Source organism: Tabrizicola sp. (genome assembly GCF_041911175.1).
GTDB lineage: Bacteria > Pseudomonadota > Alphaproteobacteria > Rhodobacterales > Rhodobacteraceae > Tabrizicola.
Map to the genome: position 1 here is coordinate 1 of NZ_JAYRPN010000127.1, position 22,719 is coordinate 22,719.

At 67.3% G+C, this 22,719-nt stretch carries 20 protein-coding genes; 8 read left to right on the forward strand and 12 right to left on the reverse strand.

Annotated features, from left to right (window positions below; genetic code table 11):
- The 3 genes from ACE3P6_RS17340 to ACE3P6_RS17350 all read left to right on the forward strand — a co-directional run.
- A partial coding sequence (locus ACE3P6_RS17340) for an ureidoglycolate lyase (protein ID WP_374397569.1) occupies positions 1-279 on the forward strand: 279 nt, incomplete at its 5' end.
- 84 nt (positions 280-363) lie between these two features.
- Positions 364-1,845 (forward strand): nucleobase:cation symporter-2 family protein, encoded by a 1,482-nt coding sequence (locus tag ACE3P6_RS17345; RefSeq protein WP_374397571.1) that lies wholly within the window; start codon positions 364-366, stop codon positions 1,843-1,845.
- Between the two features lie 94 nt (positions 1,846-1,939).
- On the forward strand, positions 1,940-2,716 hold the full coding sequence (locus ACE3P6_RS17350) for an ion channel (protein WP_374397573.1): 777 nt from the start codon (positions 1,940-1,942) through the stop codon (positions 2,714-2,716).
- Here the strand turns inward: ACE3P6_RS17350 and ACE3P6_RS17355 are convergent.
- Positions 2,713-4,605, reverse strand: coding sequence for an elongation factor G (locus ACE3P6_RS17355; protein WP_374397575.1), 1,893 nt, complete (start codon positions 4,603-4,605; stop codon positions 2,713-2,715). The two genes, ACE3P6_RS17350 and ACE3P6_RS17355, sit on opposite strands and share 4 nt — an antisense overlap.
- A 162-nt stretch (positions 4,606-4,767) precedes the next feature.
- Here ACE3P6_RS17355 and ACE3P6_RS17360 point away from each other — a divergent pair, with 162 nt between their 5' ends.
- The 3 genes from ACE3P6_RS17360 to ACE3P6_RS17370 are packed head-to-tail and all read left to right on the forward strand — an operon-like array spanning position 4,768 to position 6,356.
- Positions 4,768-5,331: a helix-turn-helix domain-containing protein gene (locus ACE3P6_RS17360; protein WP_374397577.1), complete on the forward strand. Its 564-nt coding sequence runs from the start codon at positions 4,768-4,770 to the stop codon at positions 5,329-5,331.
- Positions 5,332-5,361: 30 nt separating this feature from the next.
- Positions 5,362-5,916: an N-acetyltransferase family protein gene (locus ACE3P6_RS17365; protein WP_374397579.1), complete on the forward strand. Its 555-nt coding sequence runs from the start codon at positions 5,362-5,364 to the stop codon at positions 5,914-5,916.
- Complete coding sequence (locus tag ACE3P6_RS17370; RefSeq protein ID WP_374397581.1) at positions 5,913-6,356, forward strand: DMT family transporter; 444 nt, start codon at positions 5,913-5,915, stop codon at positions 6,354-6,356. The genes ACE3P6_RS17365 and ACE3P6_RS17370 overlap by 4 nt, the downstream gene beginning before the upstream one ends.
- 102 nt (positions 6,357-6,458) lie before the next feature.
- On the opposite strand, the gene ACE3P6_RS17375 is transcribed toward ACE3P6_RS17370, so the two are convergent.
- The 5 genes from ACE3P6_RS17375 to bhcA form a co-directional block, all read right to left on the reverse strand.
- On the reverse strand, positions 6,459-7,433 hold the full coding sequence (locus ACE3P6_RS17375) for a type I glyceraldehyde-3-phosphate dehydrogenase (protein WP_374397583.1): 975 nt from the start codon (positions 7,431-7,433) through the stop codon (positions 6,459-6,461).
- A gap of 142 nt (positions 7,434-7,575) precedes the next feature.
- The gene (gene bhcD, locus ACE3P6_RS17380; RefSeq protein WP_374397585.1) at positions 7,576-8,535 is read right to left on the reverse strand and encodes an iminosuccinate reductase BhcD; all 960 of its coding nucleotides are present in this window, start codon (positions 8,533-8,535) and stop codon (positions 7,576-7,578) included.
- 80 nt (positions 8,536-8,615) lie between these two features.
- Positions 8,616-9,779: a 3-hydroxy-D-aspartate aldolase BhcC gene (gene bhcC / locus ACE3P6_RS17385; protein WP_374397587.1), complete on the reverse strand. Its 1,164-nt coding sequence runs from the start codon at positions 9,777-9,779 to the stop codon at positions 8,616-8,618.
- 4 nt (positions 9,780-9,783) lie between these two features.
- A complete protein-coding gene (bhcB, locus tag ACE3P6_RS17390) occupies positions 9,784-10,737 on the reverse strand; it encodes a beta-hydroxyaspartate dehydratase BhcB (protein ID WP_374397590.1) in 954 nt (317 codons plus the stop codon).
- 8 nt (positions 10,738-10,745) lie between these two features.
- A complete protein-coding gene (gene bhcA / locus ACE3P6_RS17395) occupies positions 10,746-11,936 on the reverse strand; it encodes an L-aspartate--glyoxylate aminotransferase BhcA (protein ID WP_374397591.1) in 1,191 nt (396 codons plus the stop codon).
- Between the two features lie 153 nt (positions 11,937-12,089).
- Here bhcA and bhcR point away from each other — a divergent pair, with 153 nt between their 5' ends.
- Both bhcR and betC read left to right on the forward strand, forming a co-directional pair.
- Positions 12,090-12,902, forward strand: coding sequence for an HTH-type transcriptional regulator BhcR (gene bhcR / locus ACE3P6_RS17400; protein ID WP_374397593.1), 813 nt, complete (start codon positions 12,090-12,092; stop codon positions 12,900-12,902).
- Between the two features lie 87 nt (positions 12,903-12,989).
- Positions 12,990-14,492 (forward strand): choline-sulfatase, encoded by a 1,503-nt coding sequence (betC, locus tag ACE3P6_RS17405; RefSeq protein ID WP_374397595.1) that lies wholly within the window; start codon positions 12,990-12,992, stop codon positions 14,490-14,492.
- A gap of 217 nt (positions 14,493-14,709) precedes the next feature.
- On the opposite strand, the gene ACE3P6_RS17410 is transcribed toward betC, so the two are convergent.
- From ACE3P6_RS17410 to ACE3P6_RS17435, 6 genes are all read right to left on the reverse strand, one after another.
- Positions 14,710-16,323 (reverse strand): GMC family oxidoreductase, encoded by a 1,614-nt coding sequence (locus tag ACE3P6_RS17410; protein ID WP_374397597.1) that lies wholly within the window; start codon positions 16,321-16,323, stop codon positions 14,710-14,712.
- 160 nt (positions 16,324-16,483) lie between these two features.
- Positions 16,484-16,954: an OsmC family protein gene (locus ACE3P6_RS17415; RefSeq protein ID WP_374397599.1), complete on the reverse strand. Its 471-nt coding sequence runs from the start codon at positions 16,952-16,954 to the stop codon at positions 16,484-16,486.
- Positions 16,955-17,023: 69 nt separating this feature from the next.
- Entirely contained in the window at positions 17,024-17,821 is a 798-nt protein-coding gene (locus tag ACE3P6_RS17420) for a carnitinyl-CoA dehydratase (RefSeq protein ID WP_374397601.1), read from the reverse strand.
- Positions 17,818-19,803, reverse strand: coding sequence for an acetate--CoA ligase family protein (locus tag ACE3P6_RS17425; RefSeq protein WP_374397603.1), 1,986 nt, complete (start codon positions 19,801-19,803; stop codon positions 17,818-17,820). Before ACE3P6_RS17425 ends, ACE3P6_RS17420 begins: the two co-directional genes overlap by 4 nt.
- Before the next feature lie 262 nt (positions 19,804-20,065).
- Positions 20,066-21,229 carry an acyl-CoA dehydrogenase family protein gene (locus ACE3P6_RS17430; protein WP_374397605.1) on the reverse strand — a complete coding sequence of 388 codons (1,164 nt, stop codon included), beginning with the start codon at positions 21,227-21,229 and terminating at the stop codon, positions 20,066-20,068.
- Positions 21,230-21,233: 4 nt separating this feature from the next.
- Positions 21,234-22,712, reverse strand: a complete 1,479-nt coding sequence (locus tag ACE3P6_RS17435) for a carnitine 3-dehydrogenase (protein ID WP_374397607.1) — start codon at positions 22,710-22,712, stop codon at positions 21,234-21,236.
- Between the last annotated feature and the right edge of the window lie 7 nt (positions 22,713-22,719).

Sequence of the window (22,719 nt, forward strand, 5' to 3'; positions counted from 1 at the left end):
AGCTTCGACCTGATCGAACGCCACCCCGACGGCTGCCAGGCCTTCCTGCCGATGACCGAACACCCGTTCCTCGTCATCGTCTCGACCGGCCCGGAGGCCAAGCCGCAGGCCTTCCTGACCAGTGGCGCGCAGGGCATCAACCTGCACCGGGGCACCTGGCACGGCGTCCTCACCCCGCTTTCCGCCCCCGGCCTTTTCGCCGTGGTCGACCGCATCGGCACGACGCCGAACCTGGACGAACACCGCTACAGTGAACCCTGGACGGTCCTCGCCCCCTGACCGGGGCGACCTAACCGGAGCACGCGCAGGGGCAGCGTGCAGACGGCGCGAACAGAAAAAGCCCCAAGGGAAAAGGAAACCACCATGACCACGCATCCCGTGGACGAAGTCCTGCCACCGCCGAAGCTTTTCGCGCTCGGCCTCCAGCATGTCCTTGTGATGTATGCCGGCGCCGTCGCCGTGCCGCTGATCATCGGCCGTGCGCTGAAACTTGAACCGGCCGATGTCGCCTTCCTCATCTCGGCCGACCTTTTCGTCTGCGGCCTTGCCACCCTGATCCAGTCCTTCGGGGCAACGCAGTGGTTCGGCATCCGCTTGCCGGTGATGATGGGCGTGACCTTCGCCGCCGTCGGCCCGATGGTGGCGATGGCCAATGCCAACCCCGGCCCGGACGGTGCGCGGGCGATCTTCGGCGCGATCATGGCCGCCGGGGTGATCTCGATCCTCATCGCCCCCCTCGTCAGCCGGATGCTGCGCTTCTTCCCGCCGGTCGTCACCGGCACCATCATCCTGGTGATCGGCGTTTCCCTGATGCGGATCGGCATCAACTGGATCTTCGGCAACCCGGTCGGCCCGACCGCGCCCACGATCATCGACCCCGCCCATGCCGACTGGCTGAAAGCCGTGACCGACGGCGCCGCCGCTGGCACGATCACCGGCCTGCCGGAACTGCCCGCGAAATTCGCCGCCGCCGCGACGATGAACAACCCGGCCTACGCGCCCCTGGGCAACATCGGCATCTCGGCCATCGTGCTGCTTGCCATCCTGCTCATCGCCCGCTTCGCCAAGGGCTTCGTGGCCAACATCTCGGTCCTCCTCGGCATCATCATCGGCGGCGTCATCGCTACCCTGCTTGGCAAGATGACCTTCGCCAAGGTGGGCGAGGCCGCCTGGTTCGACGTCATCACCCCCTTCCACTTCGGGATGCCGACCTTCGACCTGGTGATGGTCGTGACCATGACCCTGGTGATGATCGTGGTGATGATCGAATCCACCGGCATGTTCCTTGCGCTCGGCGACATGACCGGCAAGCCGGTGACCCAGCGCATGCTCTCGGCAGGCCTGCGCACCGACGGCATCGGCACCCTGATCGGCGGCATCTTCAACACCTTCCCCTACACCTCCTTCTCGCAGAACGTCGGCCTTGTCGGCGTCACGGGGATCAAGAGCCGCTTCGTCTGCGTCGCCGGAGGGATCATCCTGATCATCCTCGGCCTGGTGCCGAAGATGGGCGCGCTGGTCGAATCCGTCCCCACGATGGTGCTGGGCGGTGCGGGCCTTGTGATGTTCGGCATGGTCGCCGCCACCGGCATCCGCATCCTGGCAGGTGTGGATTTCGGCAAGAACCGCAACAACCTCTTCATCGTCGCGGTCTCGCTCGGCATGGGGATGATCCCGCTGGTCGCGCCGAACTTCAAGCAGTGGATGCCGCATGACATCCACCCGCTGATCGAGAGCGGCATCCTCCTCGCCTCGGTCGCCGCGGTGTGCCTCAACGCCTTCTTCAACGGTGCTGCCGACGCGACCGAAGAGATCAAGGCCGCCGCCTCCAAGGCCGAGCACTGATCGACAGGGCCGGGGCACCAACCCCGGCCCTTTCCCCCCTGACAGCCCCCGCGCCGCCGTCTAAGGTCGGGCGAAGGCAACAGGGGCACCCCAGATGACCGAGGCCACGATCCGCGCCCGCCTCCGCGCGCTTTACGAAGGCGCGGGCGAGACAGGCGACCGTTTCCGCTACCTGCTCCTCGCCTTCGACCTTCTCACCGTGACCTGGCTCGTCGCCTCGTCCTTCTTCACCCGGGGGGCGCATCACGACCGGATCGACCTTGCCATCGGCCTCGTCTTCCTCGCCGACTTCCTGGCCCGGCTCGTGATCTCCCGCCGCCCGCTGCGCGACCTTTTCAGCTTCTGGGGCGCGGCCGATATCCTGGTGATCATCTCGCTCCTCTTTCCGATCTGGGGCGAGGGGCTCGCGTTCCTCCGCGTGCTGCGGTTGTTCCGGGTGTTTCACTCACCCCAGACGCTTGACCAGCTGCGCGAGGACATCCCCGGCTTCCGCCGCAACGAGCAGACGATCCGCGCCTCGCTCAACCTCGTGATCTTCATCTTCGCGATGACCGCGCTGGTCTACCAGACCCAGTCGGGCGCGAACGACAAGATCGGCAACTACGCCGACGCGCTCTATTTCACCGTCACCACGCTCACGACCACCGGCTTCGGCGACGTGACGCTGGTCGGCACCTCCGGCAAGCTCCTCTCGGTCGCGGTGATGATCTTCGGGATCAGCCTGTTCCTGCGGCTGATCCAGGTCGTCCTGCGGCCGTCGAAGGCGTATTTCCCCTGCCCGACCTGCGGCCTGCGCCGCCACGACCACGACGCCGTCCACTGCAAGGCCTGCGGCACCGTGCTGAACATCCCCGACGAAGGGTTGGATTAAGTCCCCTCGCCCTCGTCCTTCTTCACCTCGTAGTGGTCGAAGCTGCTGGTGAACGTCGCCGTGCCCCGCGTCGCCGCCGCCAGCGCCACGAAGAGCGCATCCTCCTGCGCCATCGGCAGCAAAAGCTGGAACACGTCCCAGCCCGCCGCACTCTCATGCGCCTCGAAGCCCAGCACCTGCCCCTTCAGCCCCGACACCAGCGGCACCAAGGCCCCCGAAAACACCGAGGGCACCTGGATCTCCACCTTCATCACCGGCTGCAACAGCACCGTGCCCACCTCGGCCAAGGCCTCGCGGATCGCCGACTTGCCCGCGGTGCGGAAGGCATGGTCCGAACTGTCCACCGCATGCGACTTGCCGTCCTTCAGCTCGACCGAGACATCCACCACCGGATGCCCCAAAGGCCCCTTCGCCAGCCCGTCGCGCGCGCCCTCCTCGACGGAAGGAATGTAGTTGCGCGGCACCGTCCCGCCCTTCACGGTTTCCGTAAAGGCAAAGCCCGCCCCCCGCGCCTCGGGGCGGATCGCCACCACCACATCGGCGAACTGCCCCGCGCCGCCGGTCTGCTTGCGGTGGCGGTGATGCACTTCCGTCCCGCGCAGGATCGTCTCGCGCAGCGCCGTCGGTACCGGGCTTTCGCCGACCGGCACCGCGAAATCGCCGCCGATCTTCGCCATCACCCGGCGCAGGTGCAACGGCCCCTGCGTCGCCAGCACCGGCCGACCGGAGCCCTCGTCCGAAGCCAGCCCCAGCGCCGGGTCGATCTCGGCCAGCCGACCCAGCGCCGCCAGCAAGCGGCTGTCGTCCTTGTCATGCCCCGGCGCGATGATCCGGCGGAAGGGCGAAGCCCCGGCCTCGCCCAGCCGCTCGCATTTGTCGCGGCTGAAGGCCTGCCCCGCCGACAGATGGTCCGATTTCACCGCCAGCCCGATCTGCCCCGCCTGAATCTGACCCAGCGGCGACTTCGCATCCAGATCGGTGATCGACCCCACATCCGAGCCGCCCAGCCGCCCGCCCCCGCCGACCGTTCCTTCCAGCGCCCGCACCAGCACCGCCTTGCCCAGATGCTTCAACTGGTCCGCCAGCGCCCCCACCGCGACGGTCCCCGCGCCAAAGCGGGCCCGCGTCGCCTCCACCCCCGGCGCGTCATGGCGCAGCGACTTCATCAGCCGGGTGATGCCATGCCCCTTGCTGGCCGAGCCGATGAAGCATTCGATCACCGCATTGTCGCGCAGCGCCTTGGCCGCGATGGCATAGACCTCTTCCGCCAGCGGCTTCTGGTCCTCGATCAGCTCTTCCATCAGGTGATCGTCCAGGTCGGCATAGCTTTCCAGAAGCTCCGCCCGCGCCGCCGCCTCGCGGTCCTTCACGCTGTCCGGCATCTCGATCATCCGGGAATGCTGGCCCTCCTCGAATTTCCAGGCCCGCTCCGACACCAGGTCGACGAAGCCGGTGATCGTGCTGCCCTCGCGGATCGGCACTTCGCGCAGGACGATGTGGTGGCGCGAATAGGCCTGAAGCGCGCTGACGATCTCGGCGATCCGGTGCTGCGCGGCGTCGATCCGGTTGATGAACAGGATCGCGGGCACCCCCAGCTCCTCGACCCGGCGGATGAAGGGCGCGGCGAGGACCGCGCTTTCCGCATCCGCAGGCACGCAGATCACCGCGATGTCGGATGCCGCCAGCGCCGCACCGACCGAGGCCAGGTTCTCCGCCCCCCCCGCCACATCCACTGCGGCCCAGTCCTCGCCCATGAAGCCGAAGGAACTCACCGTGGCGACGCCGGGCACCGTCAGCGCCTTGCCGCGCTTGTCGTCCAGGCTCGCCAGCGCCTGGACGAGCGTGGTCTTTCCGGCACCCGACGGCCCGAGGATGGTGAATAGGCGCATGTCTGTCCCCTTCGCGGTGTTGCGCATCCGGGGCCGCCTCCGGGCGGTCGCCGGTCGCTGGTCTGGGTGAAGCATGGCCCGCCGGACGCCCCCGCGTCAAATGCGGAACGGTGTCGCAGCGCGAGTTGTTGAACGCAGCGCCTTGTCCACTATAGTGGCACGATGGGACAGGATGACAGCCTCGACAAGCGGATCGGCAGCCGGATCAGGGCGGAACGCGAAAGCCGCGGCTGGTCGCTGACCGACCTGGCCGAACGCGCCACCGTCTCGCGCGCCATGATCCACAAGGTCGAACGCGGCGAAAGCAGCCCGACGGCCCAGCTTCTCGGCAAACTGTCCGGTGCCTTCGGCCTCAGCATGTCGACGCTGATGGCGCGGGCGGAACTTCAGCAGGGCCGCCTCTCGCGCCGCGCCGACCAGCCGGTCTGGACCGACCCGGAAACCGGCTATCTGCGGCGACATGTCTCGCCCCGCACCGACCTGCCGCTGGACCTCGTCGAGGTCACTCTCCTCGCGGGAACCGAGGTGGCGATGCCCGCCTCGGCCTATGCCTTCCAGCGCCAGTTGATCTGGGTGCTGGAGGGTGCGCTCGTTTTCATCGAAGGCCCGACCCGGCATGACATGCAGGCCGGGGACTGCCTTGAACTCGGCCCCCCCGTCGATTGCCTGTTCCGCAACCTCTCCGCCCTGCCCTGCCGCTATGCAGTGCTGGTCCTGCGCGGCTGATCTTGACAGATAATCCACTATAGTGGATTTATGCTCCACGATAGTACGATGGAGCGACTCGCCATGCGGATCAGGGATGCGGAAGACCGGGACTGCGCCGGAATCGCGGCGATCTACAATGATGCCGTCCTGCACACGACGGCCATCTGGAACGACAGCGTGGTCGATGCGGCCAACCGCAAGGCATGGCGGGCCGACCGGCAACGGCTTGGCTATCCGGTGCTGGTCGCGGTCGATGAGGATGACCTGGTGATTGGCTATGCCTCCTTCGGCGACTGGCGCGCCTTCGACGGCTATCGGCATACGGTGGAACATTCGGTCTATGTCCGCTCCGACCGGCGCGGCGGCGGCATCGGCAAGGCGCTGATGCTGCCGCTGATCGACCGGGCGAAGGGCATCGGCAAGCATGTCATGGTGGCGGGGATCGAATCCGGCAATACCGGGTCGATCCGCCTGCACGAAGGGCTGGGCTTCCGGCCCGCAGGGGTGCTGCACCAGGTCGGGATGAAATTCGGGCGCTGGCTCGACCTCACCTTCCTTCAGCTGATTCTGGACGACGCCCCGACCCCGCCGGGCCTGCCATGATGCCCGCGCTCACCTCGCTGCTGCTCGTCGTCGCCGGTGCCGCGCTGATCGCGCAGAACCTGATCATGGCCGGCACCAGCACCCGGGCCTCCACCCTGCTGATCCCGCTCCTTTTGAACTCCGCCGTCGGGCTGACGCTTTTGTCGCTGCTCCTCCTCTGGCAGGGCGGCGCCGCGGGCCTGCGCGAGCTGGTCGCGACCATGCGCCCCGTGACGCTGGTCCCCGGCCTCCTTGGCACCTTCTTCGTCTTCGCCAGCCTGATGGGCTACCGCACCCTCGGCGCCGCCCCGACAATCGCTCTCCTCGTCGCCAGCCAGCTGGTCGCAGGCCTTGCCGTCGATCTCTACCGCGCCGACCCGCCAAGGCTGGCGCTGACGCCGATGCTCGGGGTCGCCCTCCTCATCCTCGGCGCCTGCCTGATCCTGTTCCGCAAGGCGTGAGCGAAGGGGTCGCAGGGGCGCGTCAATCCTTGCCAAGTCGTTAACGTCCGCAAGCAAGGCATTGATTTCAAAGGGCGTGATTTTCTGTCCACCGTGGACACCTCACCCCATCCGGACCGCCATATCCAGCATCCGGTTGGAAAACCCCCACTCATTATCATACCATCCGAAGACCCGCAGCATCCCGCCCTCGGACAGCTTCGTCTCCGGGCAGGCCATCACCACCGACTCGCGCCTGGCCCGCAGGTCGGTCGAAACCAAGGGCCGATCCGTCGCCCCGATCACCCCTCCTGCCGCCCGAAAGGCCGCGTTGACCTCCTCGACCGAGGCCCGCTTCTCCGTCACCAGATGGAAGTCCACGCAGGACACGCTCGCCACCGGCACCCGCACCGCCTGCGCCACGATCCGCCTCTTGAGGTCCGGCAGCACCCCATCCAACAGCCGCGCCGCCGAGGTCGTGGTCGGCACCATCGACAAGGCCGCCGCCCGGCTCCGCGGATAGTCGGCGGCAGGCGCATCCACCGTCGGCTGGCTGCCGGTGTAGCAGTGGACGGTCGTCATCGACCCGGTCACGATCCCCCAGTTCTCATGGATCAGCTTCGCCAGCGGAGCCAGCGCATTGGTCGTGCAGGAGGCATTCGAGACGATCCGCTGGTCCCGCAGAACCCCATCGTTCGCCCCCAGCACCACCGTCACCTCCGCCGCCGAGGACGGCCCCGAGACGAGCACCCGCGAAGCCCCGGCCTTGAGCCCCCGCTCCGCTACCTCCCGCGCCTCCGCCCGCCCGGTGCATTCCATCACCAGATCGACGCCGGTCAGGTCCAGAGTGGAAAGGTCGGGCGTCCGATGCAGCGGCACCCGCCGCCCGTCGATCACCAGAGCCCCGGCTTCAAGCGCGACGCAGCTCTTCCAGGGCCCGAAGACCGAGTCGTATTCGAACAGATAGGCGCACATCTCTGGCGCGGCGATGTCGTTGATCCCGACGATCTCCAGCCCCGGCCATTTCTCCGGCGCCAGCAGATAGGCCCGCAGCACCGACCGCCCGATCCGCCCGAACCCGTTGATGAAGACCCGCATTCTGCTCTCCCGCGACCCGTCAGGCGCAGTCTCACCACGGGCTGGGTGCCGCTTCAACGCCCATCTTGTTCCCCGCACAATGCGAGGGGCGCGCCGGAGTTTTCGAAAACTCCGGTCCGATTTCTTCGAAGAAATCGGCGCCTCAGACCCCGACCTCGATCCCGAGACCCCGCTCGCGCGCCCGCTGCACCGCCACCGCCGCGACGGCGAGGTCCTGCAACCCCACCCCGGTTCCGTCGAAAAGGGTGATCTCGCTCTCCGACCGCCGCCCCGGATGCGCGCAGGTCAGCACCTCGCCCAAGGGCACGATGGCGCTGGCGTCCAGCTTCCCCGACCCAACCGCATGCTGCGCCTCGCCGATGGTGATCGACTGCGCCACTTCGTCGGTGAAAACGCTCGCGGCTGCGACCAGCGCGGGGTCGACCTCCTGCTTGCCCACCGTGTCCGTCCCCATGCAGCTGAGATGCGTGCCGGGTGAGACATGCTCCGCCATCAGGTTCGCCGCCGGGGAGGAGGTGATGGTCACGATCACCTCGGCCTCGCGCATCCGGGGCAGGTCGACCGCCTCGAAGGGGAGGCCCAGTTCGGCGGCCACGGCACCCAGCTTCGGCAGCATGTCGGGGTGCAGGTTCCAGGCGATCACCCGCTCGAACCGGCGCACCCGCGCCGCCGCGCGCAGCTGGAAGCCCGCCTGATGCCCCGCGCCGACGATGCCCAGCACATGTGCCTCCGGTCGCGCGAGCCGGTCGATGGCGATGGCGCTGGCTGCGGCGGTCCTGAGCGCCGTCAGCAGGTTTCCCCCCACCATCGCCTCGGGCCGCCCGGTGTCCGGGTCGAACAGGAAGACCGAGGACTGGTGGTTGATCATGCCCTTCGCGGCATTGCCGGGGAAATAGCCGCCCGCCTTCACCCCCAGCTGGCCACCCGCCCGGTCGAGGCCCGACTTGAACCCGTATTGCCGCCCTTCGCCCAAGGCCTCACGCACCACGGGGAAGTTGTAGGCCTCGCCCCGCGCCATCGCGGCAAAGCAGGCCTCGACGGCACGGAAGGCGTCTTCGGAGGTGACAAGCGAGGCGATCAGGGCCTCGGGAACGATGAGCATGGGTGGTTCCTTGCGACTGCTGTTGGAGCGGGGGTTTCACACCCCCGCACCCCCGTGGAGTATTTAACCCAAGAGGAAGGTCAGTAGGCCTTGCCGCGGGCCGAGACCGGCCAGACCACCTCGACCTTGCCGCCCCGCACGCCGACATACCAGTCGTGGACGTTGCAGGTCGGATCGCAATGGCCGGGGATCAGCTTCAGCTTGTCGCCGACCTTCAGCACTCCGCCCTGATCCTCGATCACCCCATGTTCATCGCTGCACTTGATGTACTTCACATCGTCGCGTCCGAAGATCACCGGCAGGCCCGAATCCACCGACTGCGCTTTCAGGCCTGCGTCGCAGATCGCCTTGTCGGCCTTCACATGGGACATGACGCTGGTCAAAATGAACAGCGCATTCTCCCATTCGCCCCGGTCGATCCGCTGGCCCTTTTCATCGAGGATACGGCCGTAGTCGGCATCCATGAAGGCGTAGCTGCCGCACTGGAGTTCGTTGTAAACCCCCGACCCGCTTTCGAAATAATACGACCCCGTACCGCCGCCCGAGACCAGTGCCGGTTTCAGGCCCACCGCTTCCAGCGCCGCGACGCAGGCCTTCACCTGGGCGATGGCGGCGTCCAGCTTGGCCTTGCGGTCCTCGTATTTGTCCATGTGCTGCATCGCGCCCTGATAGGCCTGGATGCCGGTGAACTTGAGGCCCTTGGCGGCGGCCACCGCCTTGGCGATCGCCACCACTTCCTCGGGCGTCTTCACCCCGCAGCGGCCCGCGCCGCAGTCGATCTCGACGAAGACCTCCAGCTCGGTGCCGTGCCTCACCGCCGCCGCCGACAGGTCGGCCACGTTCGCCACGTCGTCCACGCAGACGATGGTCCGCGCGCCCAGTTTCGGCAGCCGCGCCAGCCGGTCGATCTTGGCCGGATCGCGCACCTGGTTCGACACCAGCACATCTTTGATCCCGCCACGCGCGAAAACCTCGGCCTCCGACACCTTCTGGCAGCAGACCCCGACCGAGCCGCCCAGCCGCTCCTGCAGCTTGGCCACATCGACCGACTTGTGCATCTTGCCATGCACCCGGTGCCGCATCCCGTGCGCGCGGGCATAGTCGCCCATCTTGACGATGTTGCGCTCCAAGGCATCGAGATCGAGGATCAGGCAGGGCGTCTGGATGTCTGCCTCGGCCATCCCCGGCAGGGCGGGAATGTCGTAGCCCACCTCGAACTCTTCGAAATTCGTCTGCTTGTTCATGGTCTTACCCTTTCATCCAGGGGAGTTTGTCCAGATCGACGTTGCCGCCGGTGATGATGATGCCCACCCGCTTGCCGCGGAAGGCGTCGCGGTTCTTCAGGACCACCGCCAGCGGCACCGCGCTGGAGGGTTCCATCACCACCCGCAGGTGCTTCCAGGTCAGCTTCATCGCCTCGACGATCTCGTCTTCCGAGGCGGTGTAGATCTCGCTGACATGGGTCGACACGAAATGCCAGGTCAGGTCCTTCAGCGGCACCAGAAGGCCGTCGGCGATGGTCTTCGGCGCGTCGTCGGCGATGATATGCCCGGCCTTGAAGCTGCGATAGGCATCATCGGCCTGTTCCGGTTCGGCCGCGATCACCTTTGTCTCCGGGGCCAGGGTCGAGAGCGTCAGGCAGGTGCCCGAGATCATGCCGCCACCGCCGATGGGGGCCACGACCATGTCCAGCCCGCCCGTCTGTTCGATGAACTCGCGCGAACAGGTGCCCTGCCCGGCGATGACGCGCGGGTCATTGTAGGGATGCACGAAATCGCCGCCCGTCGCGGCCTGCACTTCTGCAAAGGTCGCCTCGCGAGAGGAGGTCGAGGGTTCGCATTCGGTGATCACCCCGCCATAGCGGCGCACGGTGTCCTTCTTCGCCTGCGGCGCGGTGCGCGGCATGACCACGTTGCAGGGGATGCCCCGCAGCATGGCGGCGTAAGAGAGACAGGAGGCGTGGTTGCCGCTGGAATGGGTGGCGACGCCCTTCCTCGCCTGATCCTCGGTCAGCCCGAAGACCGCATTGGTCGCGCCGCGTACCTTGAAGGCACCGGGTTCCTGGAAGTTCTCGCATTTGAAGAACAACTCTGCGCCGCTGAGGTCGTTCAGATAGTCCGAGGTGCGGACCGGCGTCTGGCGGATATGCGGGCGGATGCGGTCATGCGCGGCCAGCATGTCGTCATAGGTGGGGATATACATCTCTCGCCTCACTCCGCCGCCAGCGCCAGAGCCGGGACCGTCCCGCGATAGTAATCCTGCGCCGCCGCCACGCCCGAGCCAAGCTTCACCGGCCAGCCGAGGTCCGCCATGCACATCTCGGCGACGCAGAGGCCGGACAGCACCATCGCCTCGGTCAGCATGCCGAGATGGCCGATGCGGAAGACCTTGCCCGCCACTTCGCCCAAACCGACGCCGAAGGCCATGCCGTATTTGCCGGCAGCAAGCTGGACCAGATCGGTCCCGTTGCAGCCTTCGGGCACCCGCACCGCCGTCACCGTGTCGGAGTAGAGGTCAGCCGAGGCCGCATAGGGCGCCATGCCCCAGGCGAAGACCGCGCGGCGGACGCCCTCGGCAAGCCGGTGGTGGCGGGCGTAGACATTGTCCAGACCCTCGCTTTCCAGGAGGTCGATGGAATGCGCAAGGCCCGCGATCAGGCCGACGGCGGGGGTATAGGGATAGCCGCCCCGGGCATAGGAGGCGAGCATGTCCCTGAAATCGAAGAAGGTTCGCGGCAGCCGCGCCCCCTCCATCGCCGCCAGCGCCTTGGGCGAAACCCCAAGGATCGCCAGGCCCGCAGGCAGCATGAAACCCTTCTGGCTGCCCGCCACGGCAATATCCACGCCCCATCCGGCGAAGTCGAAGGGCATCGACGCGATCGAGGACACGCCGTCCACGAACAGCATCGCCCCGTGCCCCGCCGCATCCATCGCGGCGCGGATGCCGCCGATGTCCGACCTAACCCCCGTCGCCGTCTCGTTGTGTGTCGCCAGCACCGCCTTGATCTTGCCCTCGCGGTCGGCCTTCAGCGCCGCTTCGATGGCGGCCAGCGGCGCACCCTGGCCCCAGGGCGTCTCGATGATCTGCACATTCAGCCCGTGCCGCTGGCAGAGGTCGATCCAGCGGTGGCTGAACATGCCGAACCGCGCCGCCAGCACCGTGTCGCCGGGCGACAGCGTGTTCGTCACCGCCGCCTCCCAGCCGCCGGTCCCGGTCGAGGGGATGACGATCACCTCGCCCTGATCCATGTGCAGAACCCGCCGCACCCCCTCGACCGCCGGCTTGAACAGCCGCGCGAAGGCGGGCGAGCGGTGGTCCAGCGTCGGCATGTCGCAGGCCTTGCGGACCGAGTCCGGGATGTTGGTGGGACCCGGGATGAAGACGGGGTTCTGCATGGACATCGGGCAACTCCCTGAAAGATCGCCCACAAAAGCTACGCCCCGCGACCAATGCGCGCAATTTTTTCGAAAAGATTTTTCACTGTCACAAACCCGTGCTAAACCCCAATTTCATCAACAGTTTGCGCTTTTTCACCCCCTTCGAAGGCAAATGACATGGCACAGAAACCCCGCGGCCGCCCGAAGGCGTTCAACGACAAGACCGACCAGAACACCGTGCAGGCGCTGGACCGGGGGCTGGACATCCTGACCCATGTCGCCCTGAACCCCGGCCGCACGCTGTCGGAAATCGCCGAGGACACCGGCGAGGCCATCGCCACGGTCTTCCGCGCCCTTGTCACCCTGCAAGGGCATGGCATGGTCGAGGTCGAGGAACCCGGACAGTTCTGGCACATCGGCCCCGGCGCCTTCCGCGTCGGCTCGGCCTTCCTGCGCCGGACCAAGGTGGTGGAACGCGCCCGGCAGCCGATGGACCAGCTCATGCGCGAAACCGGAGAGACCGCGAACCTTGGCATCGAGGTCAAGGACGAGGTCTTCTTCGTCGCCCAGGTCGAGACCTACGAGGCGATCCGCGCCTTCTTCCCGCCCGGCACCCGCGCGCCGATGCATTCCTCCGGCATCGGCAAGGCGCTGCTCGCCTGGTATCCCGAGGAGAAGACCCGCGGCATCTTCGCCCGGCGCGGCCTCGAGAAGTTCACCTCGCTCACCCTCACCAGCGACAGCGCCCTGCTGCGCGACCTCTCCCGCACCCGGGACCGCGGCTTTTCCATCGACGACCAGGAACGCGCCGAGGGGATGCGCTGCGTCGCCGCCCCGATCTTCAACGCACATGGCGAGCCGGTCGCGGGCCTCTCCGTCTCCGGCCCCGCCTTCCGCATGGGGCTCTCGGACGCCACCCGGATCGGCGCGCTGGTGCGGGCAGCGGCGGACCAGGTGACGGAAGCGACGGGCGGCAGCCAGCCCGAATGACGGTTTCGACATTGGCCGGTCGGTCGGGGGCCAGACGCCGCGCGCAGGCGAGATAGACAGGCGCAAACGCGAGCGAAGGACCACCAGATGCCGAAGCCCAATCTCCTGATCCTGATGGTCGACCAGTTGAACGGCACGCTCTTCCCCGATGGCCCGGCGGAGTTCCTGCACGCCCCGAACCTGAAGCGCCTCGCCGCCCGGTCAGCCCGCTTCCGGAACTGCTACACGGCATCCCCGCTCTGCGCCCCGGCGCGGGCCAGCTTCATGTCCGGCCAGTTGCCCTCCCGCACCCGCGTCTACGACAACGCCGCCGAATTCTGCTCGGACATCCCGACCTATGCCCACCACCTGCGCCGCGCCGGGTATCAGACCGCGCTTTCCGGCAAGATGCATTTCGTCGGCCCCGACCAGCTCCACGGCTTCGAGGAGCGGCTGACCACCGACATCTACCCCGCCGATTTCGGCTGGACCCCGGACTACCGCAAGCCGGGGGAGAGGATCGACTGGTGGTACCACAACCTCGGCTCCGTCACCGGCGCCGGGGTGGCCGAGATCACCAACCAGTACGAATACGACGACGACGTGGCCTTCCAGGCGGTGCAGAAGCTTTACGACCTGTCACGCGGCCAGGACCCCCGCCCCTGGGCGCTGACCGTCAGCTTCACCCACCCGCATGACCCTTTCGTCGCCCGCCGCAAATACTGGGACCTCTACGAAGGCGCCCCGGAATGCGAGCCGCCCGAACCCCTCGCCTATGACGACATGGACCCCCATTCCAAACGCCTGATGGACGCCTGCGACTGGCGCGGCATGGAGATCACCCCCGACCATATCCGCCGCGCCAAGCAGGCCTATTTCGCCAATATCAGCTACATCGACGACAAGATCGGCGAAATCCTCGCGGTGCTGGAGGCGACGAGGCAGGGGGCCGACATCATCTTCCTCTCCGACCACGGCGAGATGCTGGGCGAACACGGCCTCTGGTTCAAGATGACCTTCTTCGAAGGCTCCGCCCGCGTGCCGCTGATGATCGCCGCGCCCGAAATGCCTGCCGGGCTGGTGGAAACCCCGGTTTCTTCCATCGACCTCACCCCCACCCTCGCGGCCCTCGCAGGCATCTCGATCGAGGAAGTCGCCCCCTGGACCGAGGGCGTGAACCTGATCCCGGTGGCGAACGGCGCCCCTCGCCCGCCAGTGGCGATGGAATACGCCGCCGAAGGCACCATCACCCCGATGGTGAGCTTGCGCGACGGCGCCTGGAAATACATCCGCTGCCCCGCGGACCCGGAACTTCTCTTCGACGTGGCGAACGACCCCGGCGAACGGGTGAACCTCGCCGCCGACCCGCGCGCCGCCGAGATCCTCGCGCATTTCCGCAAGCTCGCCGACCAGCGCTGGGACCTTGCCGCCTATGACGCCCAGGTCCGCGAAAGCCAGGCCCGCCGCTGGGTGGTCTACGAGGCCCTGCGCAACGGCGCCTATTTCCCCTGGGACCACCAGCCCCTCCGCGCCGCCTCGGAACGCTACATGCGCAACCACATGGACCTGAACGTGCTGGAGGAAAACAAGCGCTTCCCCCGCGGCGAATAGCTGCCCCAGGTTCCGGCTTTCATACTGGCGCAAATATCCCCGCCGGAGGCGCACATCTGCCAGGGGCGAGCCTCAAGCCGCACCGGCCTCGCCTTTCATCTTTGCCGCAAATATCCCCGCCGGAGGCATCCGCCGCGTCCCGCAAGCGACCTGCCCGGCGCCTTTCCGCGGCAGCGCCGTCCGAGGGGCTCGATGCCCCGAGGACGGCTCCCCCGGCTCACCGCGCGTCGCGCAAGACCGCCTCGGCGCCCATCCACCCCATCAGCATCGCCGGCGCATTGGTGTTCCCGGCGATGATGTTCGGGAAGGCGCTGGCGTCGATCACCCGCAGCCCCCCCACCCCATGCACCCGCAGCCCCGCATCCACCACCGAGGTCGCCGCGTCCCGCCCCATCCGGCAAGTGCAGCTCGGATGATAGACCGTCCCCGACCGCGCGCGGAAATCCGCGATCAGCGCTTCGTCCGTCGCCACCCCCGGCCCGGGCCGCAACTCCTCCTTGATCAGCCGGGCCATCGTCGGCCCAGCCGCGATCTTCCGCAGGTATTTCACTGCGGCCAGCATCTCCTCCACGTCGTTCTCGGTGGAAAACGCGTTCGCGGTGATCACCGGATGGTCCTCCGCCCGCGCCGTCCGCAGCCGGATATGCCCCCGGCTGGTCGGGCGGCAGTTGGAGAGGCCGATCGACATCCCCGACCAGGGGTCAGGCGTCAGCAGCGGCCTTTCCCCCTCGCGCGGGATCAGCGTGGAAAACGCCTGGAAATACAGCTGCATGTTCGGCCGGTCCAGGTCCTCCCGCGTCCGGAAGAACCCCCCGCCGTGGTTGATCGACTTCGCCAGCGGCCCGCCGCCGCCAAGGAAATACTGCAACCCGGCCTTGAGCTTCCCCCACCAGGGCCTGAGTTCGTCGTTATAGGTCGGGACTTTCATCGACCAGGTGTAGTTGATCCCCTGATGGTCGCTGAGGTGATCGCCGACATTCGGGTTGTCGCGCACCACCGGAACACCCACCCCCTGCAACAGCCCCCCCGGCCCGATCCCGCTCAACTGCAACAGTTGCGGCGAGTTGATCGCCCCCCCGGCCAGGATCACCTCTCCCTTCGCCCGCAGCACATGCGTCTCGCCGCCCCGAAGGTATTCCACCCCCACCGCCCGGCCACCCTCGATCACCACCCGGCTGACCAGCGCCCCGGTCACCACCCGCAGGTTCGCCCGCTTCATTGCCGGTCGCAGAAAAGCCCGCGCCGCCGAGTTCCTCCGCGCCCCCTTGATCGTCATCTGGTAGACCCCGGCGCCTTCCTGCACCGCCCCGTTGAAATCCGGGTTCTCCGCCAGCCCCGCCTCGCCGCAGGCCGCGACATAGCTTTTCACCAGCGGATGCAACCCCGAGCGATTGGCCGAAATGAACAGCGGCCCCCCTGCCCCGCGCCACTCGTCCCCGCCCGCCTCGTTGTCCTCCATCGCCCGATAGGCCGACAGGCAGTCCTCCCAGCCCCAGCCGGGGTTCTCCCGTCCCCAGTCGTCGTAATCGGCCCGATGCCCCCGGATCCAGACCATCGCATTGATGCTGGACGACCCGCCCAAGAGCTTCCCCCGCGGCCAATGGTCCCGCGCTCCGGCGAGTCCCGGATCAGGCTCGGTCCGGTAAAGCCAGTTCACCGCCGGATCGTAGAACAGTTTCCCATAGCCCAAGGGCAACTGGACATAGAACCGCCGGTCCGTGCCCCCGGCTTCCAGCACCGTAACCCTGTGACGCCCGTTGGCCGTCAGCCGCTCGGCCAGCACGCAACCCGCCGAGCCCGCGCCCACGATGATGTAATCGGTCTCGTCCATGCCCGCCCCCCGGCCAACGCCCGCGACCCTAGCGGCGCGTCCGGCCCGGAACCGTCCGGTTTGCGACACCGGATGTCGCACCGGGATTGCCCCTCGTGCGACGCACGTCCTCGTCGCGCGCCTCCGCGAGAAGGGATGAAGTCGCAGACAAGCAGTTCCCTCAGCACGCAACCTCAAAGGTCGGAGCATATTCCACCGGGAAATTCACCGACCGCGCAATGAAGCAGACTTCGTGGATGCGGTGATGGATCGCCTCTGCCGCCGCCAGATCGGTCCCCGCCTTCACCGAGACATGCGGGCGCAAGGTCGCCTTCACGAACCGTCCCGCCCCGCCACGGCCCACTTCCCCGACGCCAAGCGGACTGTCGGAATACCCCGTCACCACGATCCCCGCATCGCTGGCATAGTGCAGATACCACAGCATGTGACAGGCCGAGAGCGCCGACAGCAGCAAGTCCTCCGGGTTCATCTTCGCCGGATTGCCGCCCAAGAGCGGATCGTTCGAGCAATGCACCACCGCCTTCCCCGGCACCGCGATGTCCCAGGTCCGGTCATAGGCCTTGTAATGCGCCGTCCCCTCGCCCCGGTTGCCGGTCCAGAGAATGCGGGTGGTGTAGTCGTGGTTGGGCATGGGGGCCTCGTTGGCGGCTTTCGTAGGGTGCGCTACAGCGCACCATCGGACGGTGCGCTGTAGCGCACCCTACCTTCCCTTCCACACCGGATCGCGCTTCTCCGCGAACGCCCTTGCCCCCTCCAGCTGGTCCTCGCTGGAATAGAGCCGGTCCACCGTCGGCAGCAGCCGCTTGCTGACCCGGTTCAGCGCGTCCTGGAAGCGCAGGTTCTCCGCCTCGCGCACCACTTCCTTGATCGCGGCATAGACCAGCGGCGGGCCGCTTTCCAGAAGCCGCGCCAAGGCCCAGGTCTTGTCCAGCAACTCCTCCGGCGCGCAGATTTCCTTGATCAGCCCCCAGCGGAACGCCTCCTCGGCATCGAACCAGCGGCCCGTCAGCAGCAGGTCCATCGCCACATGATAGGGGATGCGCTTCGGCAGCTTGATCGAGGCCGCATCCGCCACCGTGCCCGAGCGGATTTCCGGCAAAGCGAAGGTGGCATTCGAGGAACACAGGATCAGGTCAGCGGAAAGCGCCAGTTCCAGCCCGCCGCCGCAGCAGATGCCCTGCACCGCCGCGATCACCGGCTTGTTGAGGTTCGGCAGCTCCTGCAAGCCCCCGAAGCCGCCGACGCCATAGTCGCCATCCACCGCGTCGCCTTCGGCGGCGGCCTTCAGGTCCCAGCCGGGGCAGAAGAATTTCTCGCCCGCCGCACGCAGGATGCAGACGCGCAAGCTGTCGTCATCGCGGAAGTCGCGGAAGACCAGCCCCATCACCCGGCTGGTCTTCAGGCTGATCGCATTGGCCTTGGGCGCATCCAGCGTCACCTCAAGGATGGCCCCCTCGCGCCGGGTCTTCACCGGGCCTTCGGTCCGCATTTCCATCATGCTCTCCTCACCAAAGCATCCACCGCCACGGCGCCGGTTTCGCGCACGAGGACGGGGTTGATTTCGATTTCTTCCAGGCGCGGATCGGCAAGCATCAGCTCGCCAAGCCTGACCGCCATCGCGGCCACCGCGCCCATGTCGGCCCGCGGTCGCCCCCGGTAGCCGTCGAGCAGCGGCCAGAGCCGGAGGCCCTTCGCCGCCTCCAGCACCTGCGCCTCGGTCACCGGCAGGACCAGCGTCACCGTATCGGCCAGCACCTCCGCAGTGACCCCGCCCATGCCGAGGGTCAGCGTCACCCCGTAGACCGGATCGCGGCGCAGGCCGAGCAGGACTTCGCCCACCGTGCCAGTCACCATTTCCTCAACCAGATAGCCGGTCGCACCGGGCATCTCGGCCTGCCCTTCCAGCGAAGAGAGCCCCAGCCGCACCGCCCCCGCCTCGGTCTTGTGCGCGAAGCCAAGGCCCTTCAAGGCGTAGGGCGGGGTTAACCCCGCCACCGCCAGATCGGCCAGGGTCGCTCCCGTCCGCGACTTGGGCACCGCCACCCCGGCCTCGGCCAGCAGCGCCTTCCCCTCCGCTTCCGACAGCATCCGCGTCTCGCGCGGGGGCAGCGCCGGGGCGGGTCGCCAACCGGGCGTTCCGGGGGCCGTCTGCGCCGCCTTGATCGCGGCCAGCGCGGTTTCCAGCCCCAACAAGGCCGAGACGCCCTCGGCCATCATCGCCTGCACCCGCCCCTCGCCGAAGTTCTCGGCCATCGAGGCAACGGGCAGCGCAATCTTGCCGGTGGCCTTCTGCGCCGCGACAATGGCCCGGAAGGCCGGATCATAGCCCGAGGGATCACAGCGGTCGGCGCGGGGCGAGTCGATGATGTAGATGCCCGCGTCATAGGCCTCGAGCATGGCGGTGAAGACCTCGGTCGTCTTCGGCCCGTCGCCCCAGATGAAGGTATGATAGTCCAGCGGGTTGGAGATCGTGGGAATCTCCCCCAGCACGGCAAAGAGCCGGTCGTGCGTGGCTTTCGGCACGGGGGGAAAGTCGATCCCGTAGGGCGCGGCGAGGTCGGCGACGAGCCCTGCTTCTCCGCCCGAACAGGAAAGCGAGCAGAGCCGCGCGCCGATCTGCGGCCCGTGGACGTGGAAGATCTTCAGCGTCTCGACCAGCTCGGAGGGCGTGTTGACCTCGGCCACCCCGATCTGGCGCAGGAAGGCGCTGGAGGCCGCGCCCCCTCCGGCCAGAGAGGCGGTGTGGCTGGCGGCAGCGGTGCGGGAAAGTTCCGTCTTGCCCGACTTGATCGCCACCACCCCCTTGCCCATCGCCCGCGCCTTCTCGGCCAGGGCAGCGAAGGCCGGGGCATCGTCGATCCCCTCGATGTAAAGGCCGACGGCCGTGACGCGCGGATCGTCCAGCAGCGCGCCGGTCAGTTCGGCCAGCCCGACGACGGCGGCGTTGCCCAGACAGGCGACATAGGCGACCGGGAGGCCCCGCTGCTGCATCCCCAGGTTGATCACGATGTTCGAGGACTGGCTGACCAGCGCCACGCCACTCTCGACCGGCACCCCGCCATGCTGGTCGGGCCAAAGCAGCGCACCATCGAGGTAGTTGATCACGCCGTAGCAGTTCGGCCCCAGGATCGGCATGTCGCCCGCCGCGGCGACCAGCCTGTCCTGCAACCCCGGCTCGCCCGCCTCGGTCCAGCCGGAAGCGAAGCAGATCGCCCCGCCCGCACCCATCGCGGCAAGCTCGGCCACCACGTCGATGGTGGCGAAACGGTTGACGCCGACGAAGGTGGCGTCGGGGGCTTCGGGCAGGTCGGCGAGGCTGGCGTAGGCCTTGAGACCTCCAATTTCCGCCTTGGTCGGATGCACTGGCCAGACCTGGCCCTTGAACCCCATCTTGCGGCACTGCTCGATGACGTTCAGCGCCCAGCCGGCGCCGAGGACGGCGATGTGGCGCGGACGGAGGAGGCGGTCGAGGCGGCTCATGCCCGGCCTCGCTCTGCTGCATCGACCGCCGGGGGCCAGCCCCCGGACCCCCGGGATATTTGTCGACGAAGAATGAGAACACCTCGCCCCGAAGTTCGAAGCGAGGTGCCATTCCACGTCACGGTCATCGGCGTCCCCGCCTGTACCGTGTCATCAGAGTCGCGCATTAACGTTAACACGCGGTTACCGGAAACTCGAAAGACCTGCATTCTTCGTCCCTAAATATCCCGGGGGTCCGGGGGCTGGCCCCCGGTCCGACGGTTCAGCCCCCGACCGCCCTCAGCAATTCGCGGCTGATGATGTGCCGCTGGATTTCCGAGGTGCCTTCCCAGATCCGCTCGACCCGGCTGTCGCGCCAGATCCGTTCCAGCGGCAGCTCGTCCATCAACCCCATCCCGCCGTGGATCTGGATCGCCTCGTCGGCGATATGGGCCAGCACCTCGGTCGCCTTCAGCTTGGCCATCGACATGTCGGCTTCGGTCACCGTGCCCTGGTCGTATTTCCAGGCGGCTTCCCGTGTCAACAATTCCGCCGCCTTCAACTCCATCGCCATGTCGGCCAGCTTGAACGAGATCCCCTGGAACTTGCCGATCTGCTGGCCGAACTGCTTGCGCTCCGCCGCATAGGACACCGCATGGCCCAAAGCCCGCTCCGCCCGGCCAAGGCAGGTCGAGGCCACTTGCAGCCGTGTCGCGCCCAGCCAGGAATTCGCCACCTCGAAGCCCTTGTGCGGCTCTCCCAGCACGTTCGCCACTGGCACCCGGCAATCGTCGAACTCCAGCACGGCATTGGTGTAGCCGCGGTGGCTGACGTTGCGATACCCTTCCCGCACCGTGAACCCCGGCGTGCCCTTGTCGACAAAGAACGCCGTGATCAGCTTCTTCGGGCCGCGCGGGGTCTGCTCCTCGCCGCTCGCCATGAAGCAGATCGCGAAACCGGCAAGGTCGGCATGGCTGATGAAATGCTTGGTCCCGTTCAGCACCCAGTCGCCGCCGTCCTGCCGGGCCGAGGCCTTCATCCCGCGCAGGTCCGACCCTGCGCCGGGCTCGGTCATGGCGAGGCAATCCCAGGTCTCGCCCCTGATACAGGGCATCAGGTAGCGTTCGCGCTGCTCGGCATTCCCGGCCAGAAGGATGTTCGACGGCCGCGCCACGCAGGTCCAGTGCAGGGCATAATTCGCGCGGCCCAGTTCCTTTTCATAAAGGAGCCAGGAGAGCGTATCGAGCCCCGCGCCGCCGAGTTCGACCGGCATGTTCGCGGCGTAAAGCCCTGCGGCCATTGCCTTCTTCTGGATCTCCCGGATCAGTTCCAGCGGCAGGACGCCCGAGCGTTCCACCATCTGCTCATGCGGGTAAAGCTCGGTTTCGACGAAGGCGCGGGTCGTCTCGACGATCATCGCCTGTTCTTCGGTCAGCCCGAAATCCATCGTCCTATTCCTTCTTCTGGCCGACAGCGCGGCCCGCACCTTCCGGCAGGGGCAGCCCCGCATGGGCTTTGGCGACGGCTTGCAGCTTTGCCCAGACCTCGGGGGCAGCGGCGACGGTCTTGCCCGCCTGCATGTCGACGTGGAGGCAAAGCTGCTCCACCGTCGCCACGCAAGTATCGCCCTTCATGATGCGGACGAAGCTGCGGAAACGCTTTTCGTCCGCTGACAGAATCTGCAATTCGCCCCGGATATGGTCGCCCAGCTTGGCCTCGCCCAGATGGCGGATATGCGTCTCGGCGGAGTAGTAGCTGTGCCCCGCCGCCACATAATCCATCCCGGCGCCGATCATGCGCAGGAAGTTGTCCACCGTCTCCGAGTTGCAGAAATAGTAACGGCTTTCGGTCATGTGGCCGTTGTAGTCGATCCAGCCCGGCAGGACCTGCCCCTGCCACATCACCAGCGGCGCGGCCTTCGCGCCGGTGTCGAGGCCCTTCGCCACCTCGGCATGGAAGGCCGCCGCCCGGCGCTCGTCATGCTCCTTCAGCACGCGCCCTGCGCCCCAGTCACGCTCCTTCAGGCTGCGCAGGAAGCCCACGAGGTTGCGGTCGCGGATGCGTTCCAGCTCGCGGATGCCATACATGCCGGACTGCGCGTCGGACTGGCCTGCCACCAGATCGACGAGTTCGTCGTTGAACTCCGGCACGTCCATCAGCTTGGACCAGGGCCATTTCAGCGCCGGGCCGAACTGGGCCATGAAATGCTTCATCCCGGCCTCGCCCCCGGCGATGCGGTAGGTCTCGAACAGGCCCATCTGGCCCCAGCGCAGGCCGAAGCCCATGCGGATCGCCTCGTCGATCTCCTCGGTGGTGGCGATGCCGTCCTTCAGCATCCAGAGCGCCTCGCGCCAGACCGCCTCCAGGAAGCGGTTGCCGAGGAAGGCGTCGATCTCATGCCGGATCACCAGCGGGAACATCCCGATGTCCTTCATGATCTGCACGGTCTTTTCCACCGTCTCCGGCGTGTTCTTCTTGGACCCCGAAACCTCGGACAACGGCAGCAGGTAGACCGGGTTGAACGGATGCGCGACGATGATGTTCTCGGGCGCAGGTGAACCCTTCTGCAGGTCGCTGGCCTTGAACCCGCTGGTCGAGGAGCCGATCAGAACGCCGGGATTGGCCTGCTGCAACTGGGCATAGACCTTGTGCTTCAACTCGATCCGTTCGCTGACCGATTCCTGCACATATTCCGCGCCCTCGACCGCCTCGCCGATGGTGCCGTGGAAGGTCAGCTTGCCTTCCTTCGGCATCGGCACGTCGGAAAGCGCGGGCAGCGCGGCGCGGGCGTTGGCCAGCACCTCGGCGATCTTGCGCTCCGCCTGCGGGTCGGGATCGAAGACCCCCACGTCCCAGCCGTTCAGAAGGAACCGCGCGGCCCAGCCGCCGCCGATAACCCCGCCCCCGATGATTGCCGCCTTGCGCGCCATTTTCTTC

Coding starts and splice junctions, on each gene's coding strand:
- ACE3P6_RS17345 (WP_374397571.1), top strand. CDS start 364: ATGACCACGCATCCCGTGGACGAAGTCCTGCCACCGCCGAAGCTTTTC.
- ACE3P6_RS17350 (WP_374397573.1), top strand. CDS start 1,940: ATGACCGAGGCCACGATCCGCGCCCGCCTCCGCGCGCTTTACGAAGGC.
- ACE3P6_RS17355 (WP_374397575.1), bottom strand. CDS start 4,605: ATGCGCCTATTCACCATCCTCGGGCCGTCGGGTGCCGGAAAGACCACG.
- ACE3P6_RS17360 (WP_374397577.1), top strand. CDS start 4,768: ATGGGACAGGATGACAGCCTCGACAAGCGGATCGGCAGCCGGATCAGG.
- ACE3P6_RS17365 (WP_374397579.1), top strand. CDS start 5,362: ATGCTCCACGATAGTACGATGGAGCGACTCGCCATGCGGATCAGGGAT.
- ACE3P6_RS17370 (WP_374397581.1), top strand. CDS start 5,913: ATGATGCCCGCGCTCACCTCGCTGCTGCTCGTCGTCGCCGGTGCCGCG.
- ACE3P6_RS17375 (WP_374397583.1), bottom strand. CDS start 7,433: ATGCGGGTCTTCATCAACGGGTTCGGGCGGATCGGGCGGTCGGTGCTG.
- bhcD (WP_374397585.1), bottom strand. CDS start 8,535: ATGCTCATCGTTCCCGAGGCCCTGATCGCCTCGCTTGTCACCTCCGAA.
- bhcC (WP_374397587.1), bottom strand. CDS start 9,779: ATGAACAAGCAGACGAATTTCGAAGAGTTCGAGGTGGGCTACGACATT.
- bhcB (WP_374397590.1), bottom strand. CDS start 10,737: ATGTATATCCCCACCTATGACGACATGCTGGCCGCGCATGACCGCATC.
- bhcA (WP_374397591.1), bottom strand. CDS start 11,936: ATGTCCATGCAGAACCCCGTCTTCATCCCGGGTCCCACCAACATCCCG.
- bhcR (WP_374397593.1), top strand. CDS start 12,090: ATGGCACAGAAACCCCGCGGCCGCCCGAAGGCGTTCAACGACAAGACC.
- betC (WP_374397595.1), top strand. CDS start 12,990: ATGCCGAAGCCCAATCTCCTGATCCTGATGGTCGACCAGTTGAACGGC.
- ACE3P6_RS17410 (WP_374397597.1), bottom strand. CDS start 16,323: ATGGACGAGACCGATTACATCATCGTGGGCGCGGGCTCGGCGGGTTGC.
- ACE3P6_RS17415 (WP_374397599.1), bottom strand. CDS start 16,954: ATGCCCAACCACGACTACACCACCCGCATTCTCTGGACCGGCAACCGG.
- ACE3P6_RS17420 (WP_374397601.1), bottom strand. CDS start 17,821: ATGATGGAAATGCGGACCGAAGGCCCGGTGAAGACCCGGCGCGAGGGG.
- ACE3P6_RS17425 (WP_374397603.1), bottom strand. CDS start 19,803: ATGAGCCGCCTCGACCGCCTCCTCCGTCCGCGCCACATCGCCGTCCTC.
- ACE3P6_RS17430 (WP_374397605.1), bottom strand. CDS start 21,229: ATGGATTTCGGGCTGACCGAAGAACAGGCGATGATCGTCGAGACGACC.
- ACE3P6_RS17435 (WP_374397607.1), bottom strand. CDS start 22,712: ATGGCGCGCAAGGCGGCAATCATCGGGGGCGGGGTTATCGGCGGCGGC.